We start from the raw sequence: 10,188 nt of genomic DNA, 5'->3' as shown, positions 1-10,188 counted from the left end.
GCGCTTCACTTCATTTGCCGTGATCAGCTTATGGCGGGACTTCCACCCGCAGGAATGCGCCCATGCTGGGCGCACACGAAAAAAAACCGCTCCGGAGAGCGGCTTTTGGATCGGGCAAGCGGAGCGAGGTAAGGCGCTACCGGTCGCCCGTAGCCTGCGGCATCAGTCGTCGAGCAGCGACAGATCGCGCACGGCGCCCTTGTCGGCCGACATGACCAGCTTCGCGTACGCCTTCAGCGCCGCGGACACCTTGCGCGGACGCGGCTGCGCGGGCTTCCAGCCCTTCGCGTTCTGTTCTTCGCGGCGGCGCGCCAGTTCCTCGTCCGACACCAGCACGTCGATCGTGCGATTCGGAATGTCGATGCGGATCCGGTCGCCGTCGCGCACGAGGCCGATCGCGCCGCCCGCTGCCGCTTCCGGCGAGCAATGGCCGATCGACAGACCCGACGTGCCGCCCGAAAAACGGCCGTCCGTCAGCAGCGCGCACGCCTTGCCGAGCCCCTTCGACTTGATGTAGCTGGTCGGGTAGAGCATTTCCTGCATGCCCGGGCCGCCCTTCGGGCCTTCGTAGCGCACGATCACCACGTCGCCGGCCTTGACCTTGTCGTTCAGAATGTTCTCGACCGCTTCGTCCTGCGATTCGGTCACGTGCGCCGAGCCTTCGAACACGAGGATGCTCTCGTCGACGCCGGCCGTCTTCACCACGCAGCCGTCGAGCGCGATGTTGCCCGTCAGCACGGCGAGGCCGCCTTCCTTCGAGAACGCATGCTCGTACGAGCGGATGCAGCCTTCGGCGCGGTCGAGGTCGAGGCTCGGCCAGCGCGTGTCCTGGCTGAACGCGACCTGCGTCGGGATGCCGGCCGGGCCGGCCAGGTAGAACGTGCGCACGGCTTCGTCCTGCGTGCGGACGATGTCCCACTGGTCGAGCGCATCCTTCAGCGTCGGCGCGTGCACGGTCGGCACGTCGGTGTGCAGCTTGCCCGCACGGTCGAGCTCGCCGAGGATCGCCATGATGCCGCCTGCGCGGTGCACGTCCTCGATGTGGTACTTGTTCGTGTTCGGCGCGACCTTGCACAGCTGCGGCACGGTGCGCGACAGGCGATCGATGTCCTTCATCGTGAAGTCGATGCCGGCTTCCTGCGCGATCGCCAGCAGGTGCAGGATCGTGTTGGTCGAACCGCCCATCGCGATGTCGAGCGTCATCGCGTTCTCGAACGCCTTGAAGCCGACCGAGCGCGGCAGCACGCGTTCGTCGTCCTGCTCATAGTGCTGGCGGGTCAGCTCGACGATGCGGCGCCCGGCGCGCTTGAACAGCTGTTCGCGATCGGCGTGCGTGGCGACCACCGTGCCGTTGCCGGGCAGCGACAGGCCGAGCGCTTCGGTCAGGCAGTTCATCGAGTTCGCGGTGAACATGCCCGAGCACGAGCCGCAGGTCGGGCACGCCGAGCGTTCGACTTCGGCGACGTCGGCATCCGAATACGACTGGTCGGCCGCGATCACCATCGCGTCGACGAGGTCGAGCTTCTTCAGCTCGACGGTCTTGGTGACCGGGTTCGCGAGACGCGTCTTGCCGGCTTCCATCGGGCCGCCCGACACGAAGATCACCGGAATGTTCAGGCGCATCGCGGCCATCAGCATCCCCGGCGTGATCTTGTCGCAGTTCGAGATGCACACCATCGCGTCCGCGCAGTGCGCGTTCACCATGTATTCGACCGAGTCGGCGATGATGTCGCGGCTCGGCAGCGAATACAGCATGCCGTCATGGCCCATCGCGATGCCGTCGTCGACCGCGATCGTGTTGAATTCCTTCGCGACGCCGCCGGCAGCCTCGATCTCGCGCGCGACGAGCTGGCCGAGATCCTTCAGGTGCACGTGCCCGGGCACGAACTGGGTGAACGAGTTGACGACCGCGATGATCGGCTTCGAGAAATCGTCGTCTTTCATGCCGGTGGCGCGCCACAGCGAGCGCGCACCTGCCATGTTGCGGCCGGCGGTAGAGGTTTTGGAACGGTAAGTGGGCATGGTGATGGCTGAAGAAATATCGCGGGAAAAGGGTGGGGGCTCGGGAATAAAGGCCCCTCTCGCGCCCGTGCGAACAACCTCTTGAGCTGCGCCCTGGGCAAACTTCGCGATTATCCCACAGCCGCCGGGCCGGCGGCGCCGGCGGGAGCGGGCGGTGCGGCGCGCCGCGCCGGGGGCGGCTGAATGCACGAAGGCCACCAAGGCCACCAAGCCCACCAGGCACGACATCCGATGCAAACCATTTCCGGCGCAACCGGGCGGCGGCTTCATCGCACGTTCCGCCGACGATGAAGCCGCACCGTGCCGCTCGATCGCGCATCAGTCGAGCAGCGTCAGGATCTCGTCGTACAGCGCCTTCGGAATCCGCACGCCATTCGCGATGCTACGCGCGCGGGCGTCGAAGCGCCGTTGCGACGGCAGCCGCGCGCCCTGCGCGACGATCGATTCGAACATCCGCTCGCCGCGCGCGAGCCCCGCGTCGAGATCGTCGCCGAGAAACACCTTCGGATCGAACGCGATCACGAGTTCGCCATGGCACGGCGTCGCGCCGACGCCTTCGTCGAAGTCCATCGATTCCCGGCTCGTCATGTCGCCGATCAGCGCCCCGCCGAGCAGTTCGACCATCGCCGCCAGCGCCGAGCCCTTGTGGCCGCCGAACGTGCGCATCGCGCCTTGCAGCGCGGCCTTCGGGTCGGTGGTCGGCTGGCCGTCCGCGTCGATCGCCCAGTGCGACGGAATCGCCTTGCCCTGTTTCGCGTGCAGCTCGATGTCGCCGCGCGCGATCGCGCTTGTCGCGAAATCGAACACGAACGGCTTGCCGAACGGCTCGCCGCCCGGGCGCGGCCACGCGAACGCGATCGGGTTGGTGCCGAATACCGGCTCGCGGCCGCCTTCCGGCGCGACCCAGCTATGGCTCGGGTTCATCGCGATGCCGACCAGCCCTTCGGCGGCGATCGCCTCGACCTCGGGCCACAGCGCGGAGAAGTGATAACAGTGGTTGATCGCCATCGCGGCGATGCCGTGCTGCTTCGCCATCTCGACGAGCACCGGCAGCCCGGTCTCGAAGCTCAGCAGCGAGAAGCCGCGATGCGCGTCGACCGCGACGATCGACGACGACAGCCGGCGCAGCGTCGGCACGGCCTGCGGATCGACCTTGCCCTTCTTCAGCGAGCGCACGCACACGAGCAGCCGGTACACGCCGTGCGAGTGGCATTCGTCGCGCTGGCCCTGCGCGATCACGTTGGCGATGGCCCGCGCATGCGCGTCGGACATCCCGTTGTGCGTCAGCACGCGCAGCGCGAGCGCGTGGACTTCGTCGAGCGACAGGACGACCTCGGCGGTGCGCTCAGACATGGCTCACCTCGCGCGGGGCGGGCACGCCGTCGATGCGTTGCGGCACGTGCAGCGGATTGCTGCTGCGGATCGCGTCCGGCAGCAGCGCGTCCGGCACGTCCTGGTACGACACGGGGCGCAGGAAGCGCTCGATCGCGCGGGCGCCGACCGACGTCGTGCGCGTGTCGGACGTCGCCGGGAACGGGCCGCCGTGCACCATCGCGTGGCCGACCTCGACACCCGTGCCGAAACCGTTGACGAGGATGCGGCCGGCCTTGCGTTCGAGCGTCGGGCGCAGCGCGGCGAACAGCGTCGCGTCGCCGTCGGCGAGATGCGCGGCGATCGTCAGCTGGCCTTCGAGCGATTTCAGCACGCGATGCAGCGTGTCGGCGTCCGGGCAGCGCACGATCAGCGACGCAGGGCCGAACACTTCGTCGCGCAATTCGCTGTGCGCGACGAATGCGTCTGCGGACGTCGCGAACAGCGCCGCGCGGGCCTGGTGACGGCCGCCTTCCGCGCCTTCGGCCAGCAGTTCGACCGCATCGTGGGCGCGCAGCGCCGCGACGCCTTGCGCATAGCTCGCGTGGATATGGGGTGTCAGCATCGTTTGTGCGGCCGCCGCGTGCACCGCATCGGCCGCCGCGGCTTCGAACGCGCGCAGCGCGGGGCCGTCGATCGCGAGTACGAGGCCCGGGTTCGTGCAGAACTGGCCGGCGCCGAGCGTGAGCGACGCGACGAACTGCGGTGCGATGGTGTCGTGACGGGCCTCGAGCGCGGCGGGGCACAGCAGCACGGGATTGATCGAGCTCATTTCCGCATAGACGGGGATCGGCTCGGCTCGCGCGGCCGCGATATGCATCAGCGCCACGCCGCCGCGGCGCGAGCCGGTGAAACCGACGGCCTTGATGCGCGGATCGGCGACCAGCGCCTGGCCGATCTCGCGCGACGCGTCGAACAGCAGCGAGAACACGCCGGCCGGCATCCCGCATTCGCGTGCGGCCTGCTGGATCGCCCGGCCGACGAGCGCCGACGTGCCCGGATGCGCGGAATGCGCCTTGACGATCACCGGGCAGCCGGCCGCCAGCGCCGACGCCGTGTCGCCGCCGGCCACCGAGAATGCGAGCGGGAAGTTCGATGCGCCGAACACGGCCACGGGCCCGACCGCGACGTTGCGCAGGCGCAGGTCGACGCGCGGCAGCGGCTTGCGCTCGGGGCGCGCCGGGTCGATGCGTGCGTCGAGAAACCCGCCGTCGCGCACGAGCGACGCGAATAGCGCGAGCTGGCCGACCGTGCGGCCGCGTTCGCCTTCGATGCGCGCGCGCGGCAGTCCCGTTTCGACGACGCAGCGCTCGATCAGGTCGTCGCCGAGCGCCATGATGTGGCGGCCGATCGCGTCGAGGAACGCGGCGCGCGCGTCGAGCGACGTTTCGCGATACGTGTCGAACGCATCGTCGGCGAGTGCGCACGCCGTTTCCAGGTCGTGCAGGCTCGCGCCGCCGAACGCCGGTTCGAGCGGTTCGCCGGTGGCGGCGGCGAGCGCGTGGAAGGTGCCGTTCTGTCCGGCGACGGCCGATGGGCCGATCAGGAGCTGACCTGTGAGTTGCATGGTTTTCCTCGGGAAAAAGCGGGGCCGGGCGTGCTGCGCCCGGCCGATGGAAGGGGAAAGGCGCGGGCGCGTCAGTCCTCGTCGTCGTCGAGTTGCAGCTTGTCGGCGCGCACGCCGGTGTGGGCGCCCCAGTAGTAGATGACGAGCGCGACGGCCGCGACGACGACCGTGTCGTATGGATGCGCGAGCCGGCCCGTGCCGCCGAAGCCGCCGAGATACGACAGCACGATCATCGCCGCATAGAACGCGATCAGCCACGCGGACGAACGCACTTGCTCGGCAAGGCCCAGATGCGCGGTCGGCACCCAGCGGCGGCACGCGAGATAGATCGCGAACATCGCGATCTGCAGGCCGAGCAGCCAGGACACCGTGCTCCAGCCCGACCAGTAGACGATCAGCGCGGCGATCACGAACGACGCGGGGCCGGTGATGCCGAACGCGCTGGCGCGGAACGGCCGCGGCAGGTCGGGCGCGGTGCGGCGCAGCGCGGCGACCGACACGGGCGCGACCGCATAGCTGAGCACCAGTGCGGCCGACACGATGTTGATCAGCGCTTCCCACGACGGGAACGGCAGCGTCCAGAAGATCGCGAGGCCGAAGGTGAGCCACAGGCCCGCGCGCGGGATGCCCGACGCTTCGTCGACGCGCGTGAAGACCTTGAAGAACGTGCCCGTCTTCGCCCAGCCGTAGACGACGCGCGGCGTCGCGTTCATGTAGATGTTGCCGCAGCCGCTCGGCGAGATCATCGCGTCGGCGACGACCATCACCGCGAGCCAGCCGACGCCGAGCGCGAGGGCGATGTCGCGGTACGGCAGCGAGAATGCCTTGCTCACGTCGTGCCAGCCGGCGGCGAGCATCGCCGTCGGGATGCTGCCGATGAACGCGAGTTGCAGCAGCACGTAGATCAGCGTCGACAGCAGGATCGACAGGATCAGCGCGATCGGGATCGTGCGCTGCGGATTGCGCACTTCGCTCGCGACCGACACGATCGGCGTGAGCCCGAGATACGCGAAGATGATGCCGCCGGCCGACACGGCCATCTCGATGCCCGGCATGCCGAACGGCGCGAAGCCGTGCACGGTCAGGTTCGCGGGCTTGAAGAACACGAACAGCACCGCGATCACCGACAGCGGCACGATGAACTTGAAGAGGCTGATGATGTTGTTCGCTTTTGCGAACGTCTTCACGCTCGAATAGTTCAGATAAAAGAAGAAGCACAGCAGCGCGGCCTGCACGAGCCAGCCGAGCGTGGTCGGGTCGCTCGATCCGACGACCGTCAGGCCCGGAAACCATGCGGCCGCGTACTGGCGCGCGGCGACGACTTCGATCGCGATCAGGCTCGAGAACGCGATCAGCGTGATGAAGCCCATCAGGTAGCCGAGCAGCGGGCCGTGCGAGAACACCGGGTAGCGCACCACGCCGCCGGCGCGCGGCAGCGCGGCGCCGAGTTCGCAGTAGACGATGCCGAGCAGCAGCACCGCGAAGCCGCCGAGCAGCCACGAGAAGATGCCGGCCGGGCCCGCGATCGTCGACACGTGACTCGCGGCGAACAGCCACCCCGAGCCGAAAATGGCGCCGAGACCGATGAACGTGAGATCGGTCAGCGACAACTGTTTCTTGAACTTGCCGTGACCCGCGCCGGGATGCGCGGAACGGGAAAGCGGGACGGACGGGTGAGCATTGCCTTGGCCTGGCATGGGCGTGTCTCCTGGGGAATGTCGGTGCAGGCGCGCGTGGCGCGCGCTCCGACGGAGCAGCGCACACGCCTGCCGGCCGGCGTCGCCCGGTTCGAACGACCGGGGCGGGCCGCGGCCCGTTCACGCGCGGCGCGGGCTGGCGCCGGGGCGAGCGGGCCCGCGGGCCACGCCGGACCGCGGACGGCGACGCACCGGGCAAACCCGCGCGCCGCCGCAGGGGCGTCGATCAGAGACCGACGTCGGGCAGCGCAGGGCGCGTTTCGAGCGCCTTCGCGACGATGGCCTTCACTTCCGCGAGCGTGTCGCCTTGCAGCGCGAGGCGCGGCGGACGCGTGACCGCGCTGCCGCGGCCGACCAGTTCTTCGCACAGCTTGATGCACTGCACGAGGTCCGGGCGTGCGTCGAGGTGCAGCAGCGGCATGAACCAGCGATACAGCGCGAGCGCTTCGTCGAAGCGCTTTTGCTTCGCGAGGCGGAACAGCGTCTCGCCTTCCTTCGGGAACGCGTTCGACATGCCCGACACCCAGCCTTCGGCGCCGACCGCGATGCTCTCGACCACGACGTCGTCGAGGCCCGCGAACAGCACGAAGCGATCGCCGACTGCATTGCGCAGGTCGATGAAGCGACGCGTATCGCCCGACGAATCCTTGAAGCAGACGATGTTCTCGCAATCCTGCAGCGCGATCAGCACGTCGGGCGTCACGTCGTTCTTGTAGATCGGCGGGTTGTTGTAGACCATCACCGGCAGGTCGGTGCTCGTCGCGACCGCCCGGAAGTGCGCGGCGGTTTCGTGCGGCTTCGCCGAGTACACGAGCGCGGGCATCACCATCACGCCGTCGACGCCGACGCGCTGCGCTTCGCGCACCGTGTTGCGCGCGAATTCGGTCGTGAATTCGGCGATGCCGGCGATCACCGGAATCTTGCCGCCGGCCGCGTCGCGTGCGGCCTCGATCACCTGAAGCTTCTCGCTCGTCGACAGCGACGTGTTCTCGCCGACCGTGCCGCAGACCACGAGGCCCGACACGCCGTCGTTCACCAGGTTCTTGACCACGCGGTGCGTGGCGTCGATGTCGAGGGAAAAGTCCGGCTTGAACTGGGTGCTGACGGCCGGGAACACTCCGGTCCACTGAATGGCTTTGCGGCTCACTGAAATCTCCTACGTTCGTATCGGTCGGCCGACGGGTGTGTCGGTGTGGCAACCAGTATCGCCGCGCAAACGCCCATCACGCTTGAGTCGTATCGCGGAGCAAAATGACGAAATCGGCATAGCGGCCGGCGAAGGCGCGAAGGGCGTATCGCACTATGCCGATTTCGTCGTCGTCCTCATCGAAAAGCCACAAGCGGACGGACGCGCGACGGAGGAAGCTATGCTCCTTTCCCCACTTCGGATAGCTCATGATGAAGCGCATCCAGATCATCGATTCGCACACGGGCGGCGAACCCACTCGGCTTGTCGTGTCCGGTTTTCCGTCGCTCGGCAACGGCACCATGGCGGACCGACGCGACGTGCTCGCGCGCGAGCACGACCGTTACCGCACCGCGTGCATCCTCGAGCCGCGCGGCAGCGACGTGCTGGTCGGCGCGCTGCTGTGCGACCCGGTAGCGGCCGACGCGGCGGCCGGCGTGATCTTCTTCAACAATAGCGGCTATCTCGGGATGTGCGGGCACGGCACGATCGGCGTCGTGCGCACGCTGCATCACATGGGACGCATCGCGCCCGGCGTGCACCGGATCGAGACGCCGGTCGGCACCGTTGAGGCGACGTTGCACGACGACCTGTCGGTCAGCGTGCGCAACGTGCCCGCGTATCGCCATGCGAAGGACGTCGAAGTTGACGTGCCGGGATACGGCCCCGTGAAGGGCGACGTCGCGTGGGGCGGCAACTGGTTCTTCCTGATCAGCGACCACGGGCAGCGCGTCGCCGGCGACAACGTCGCGGCGCTCACCGCGTATGCGTCGGCCGTGCGCGAAGGGCTCGAACGCGCGGGCATCACCGGCGCGAACGGCGGCGAGATCGATCATATCGAGCTGTTCGCCGACGATCCCCGGCACGACAGCCGCAGCTTCGTGCTGTGCCCGGGCCTCGCCTACGACCGTTCGCCGTGTGGCACCGGCACGAGCGCGAAGCTCGCGTGCCTCGCGGCCGACGGCAAACTCGCGCCGGGCGCCGTGTGGCGGCAGGCGAGCGTGATCGGCAGCGTGTTCCACGCGAGCTACGAGCTGGCCGACGGCGGCATCGTGCCGACGATTCGCGGCAGCGCGCACCTGAGCGCGGAAGCGACGCTGCTGATCGACGAAGACGATCCGTTCGGCTGGGGCATCGGGTCGTGAACGAAACGAAGACCGACGTCGTCGTGATCGGCGCCGGCATCGTCGGTGCGGCGTGCGCGCACGAACTCGCGCAGCGCGGGTTGCGCGTGCTCGTCGTCGACGACGCGAGCGGCGGCGCGACCGGCGCGGGCATGGGGCACCTCGTCGCGATGGACGACAATGCGGCCGAGCTCGCGCTGAGCCATTACTCGATCGAACTGTGGCGTGCGTTGAGCGGCGAGATGCCCGACGGCTGCGCCTACCGCAACTGCGGCACGCTTTGGCTCGCGGCCGATGCGCACGAGATGGATCTCGCGCGCGCGAAGCAGGCGACGCTCGCTGCGCACGGCGTGGCCGGCGCGCTGATCGACGCGGCGGCGCTCGCGCAACTGGAGCCGATGCTGCGCGCGGGCCTCGGCGGCGCGCTGAAGATTCCGGGCGACGCGATCCTCTATGCGCCCGTCACCGCGAACTGGCTGCTGCAGCGCGCGCCGCGCGTCACGCTGCGCCGCGAGCGGGCCGTCGCGGTCGATGGCCCGAACGTGACGCTCGCGAGCGGCGACGTGCTGCGCGCGGAGCGTGTGGTCGTCGCGAACGGCGTGGCGGCGCGCACGCTGCTGCCCGAATTGCCGCTGCGCCCGAAAAAGGGCCATCTGCTGATTACCGACCGCTATCCGGGCCAGGTGTCGCACCAACTCGTCGAGCTGGGCTATGCGGCGAGCGCGCATGCGAGCGACGGCACGTCAGTCGCATTCAACGTGCAGCCGCGGCCGACCGGCCAGTTGCTGATCGGCTCGTCGCGCCAGTTCGACACCGAGGATGCGCAGGTCGAGCCGCCCGTGCTCGCGCGCATGCTGCGTCGCGCGGCCGGCTACCTGCCGAATCTGGCCGACCTGAACGGCATCCGCGCATGGACGGGTTTTCGCTGCGCGAGCCCCGACGGCCTGCCGCTGCTCGGCGAGCACCCGGCGCGGCCGGGCGTATGGCTCGCGGTCGGGCACGAAGGGCTCGGCGTGACGACCGCGCCGGGCAGTGCGCGGCTCGTCGCCGCGCTGATGGCCGGCGAGCGGCCGCCCATCGATATCGAACCGTATTTGCCGGGACGCTTCCTGACTGCGTCCCCCGTAGCCGGAGCGCTGACATGAAACGATCCCCACGCGCACTTCGTTCGCCGTTGGCCGGAGTGGGCGCTTCGGCGCTTACTCCGGTTCCATGCAAGGC

At 69.0% G+C, this 10,188-nt stretch carries 8 protein-coding genes; 2 read left to right on the top strand and 6 right to left on the bottom strand.

Features of this window, described 5'->3' with window-relative positions:
- Positions 1-162 precede the first annotated feature (162 nt).
- From ilvD to WT24_RS34670, 6 genes are all read right to left on the bottom strand, one after another.
- Positions 163-2,022, bottom strand: a complete 1,860-nt coding sequence (ilvD, locus tag WT24_RS25600; protein WP_059500736.1) for a dihydroxy-acid dehydratase — start codon at positions 2,020-2,022, stop codon at positions 163-165.
- 318 nt (positions 2,023-2,340) lie between these two features.
- On the bottom strand, positions 2,341-3,375 hold the full coding sequence (locus tag WT24_RS25595; RefSeq protein ID WP_060036214.1) for an Ldh family oxidoreductase: 1,035 nt from the start codon (positions 3,373-3,375) through the stop codon (positions 2,341-2,343).
- Positions 3,368-4,960 carry an aldehyde dehydrogenase (NADP(+)) gene (locus WT24_RS25590; protein ID WP_060036213.1) on the bottom strand — a complete coding sequence of 531 codons (1,593 nt, stop codon included), beginning with the start codon at positions 4,958-4,960 and terminating at the stop codon, positions 3,368-3,370. The genes WT24_RS25595 and WT24_RS25590 overlap by 8 nt, the downstream gene beginning before the upstream one ends.
- A gap of 71 nt (positions 4,961-5,031) precedes the next feature.
- A complete protein-coding gene (locus WT24_RS25585) occupies positions 5,032-6,657 on the bottom strand; it encodes an APC family permease (protein ID WP_060036212.1) in 1,626 nt (541 codons plus the stop codon).
- Positions 6,658-6,883: 226 nt separating this feature from the next.
- Complete coding sequence (locus WT24_RS25580; protein ID WP_059591384.1) at positions 6,884-7,804, bottom strand: dihydrodipicolinate synthase family protein; 921 nt, start codon at positions 7,802-7,804, stop codon at positions 6,884-6,886.
- A 76-nt stretch (positions 7,805-7,880) separates the two neighbouring features.
- Positions 7,881-8,054: a hypothetical protein gene (locus WT24_RS34670; RefSeq protein WP_156440235.1), complete on the bottom strand. Its 174-nt coding sequence runs from the start codon at positions 8,052-8,054 to the stop codon at positions 7,881-7,883.
- Between the two features lies 1 nt (position 8,055).
- Between WT24_RS34670 and WT24_RS25575 the strand changes: the two genes are divergently transcribed.
- Both WT24_RS25575 and WT24_RS25570 read left to right on the top strand, forming a co-directional pair.
- The gene (locus WT24_RS25575) at positions 8,056-8,988 is read left to right on the top strand and encodes a 4-hydroxyproline epimerase (RefSeq protein ID WP_059500731.1); all 933 of its coding nucleotides are present in this window, start codon (positions 8,056-8,058) and stop codon (positions 8,986-8,988) included.
- Complete coding sequence (locus tag WT24_RS25570; RefSeq protein ID WP_060036211.1) at positions 8,985-10,112, top strand: FAD-binding oxidoreductase; 1,128 nt, start codon at positions 8,985-8,987, stop codon at positions 10,110-10,112. Before WT24_RS25575 ends, WT24_RS25570 begins: the two co-directional genes overlap by 4 nt.
- The last annotated feature ends 76 nt before the right edge of the window (positions 10,113-10,188 follow it).

The organism is Burkholderia sp. MSMB1078WGS (assembly GCF_001528895.1).
Classification (GTDB): Bacteria; Pseudomonadota; Gammaproteobacteria; order Burkholderiales; family Burkholderiaceae; genus Burkholderia.
Note: the sequence above shows the minus strand (reverse complement) of the source record. Positions and strands in the feature narration are given on the sequence as shown.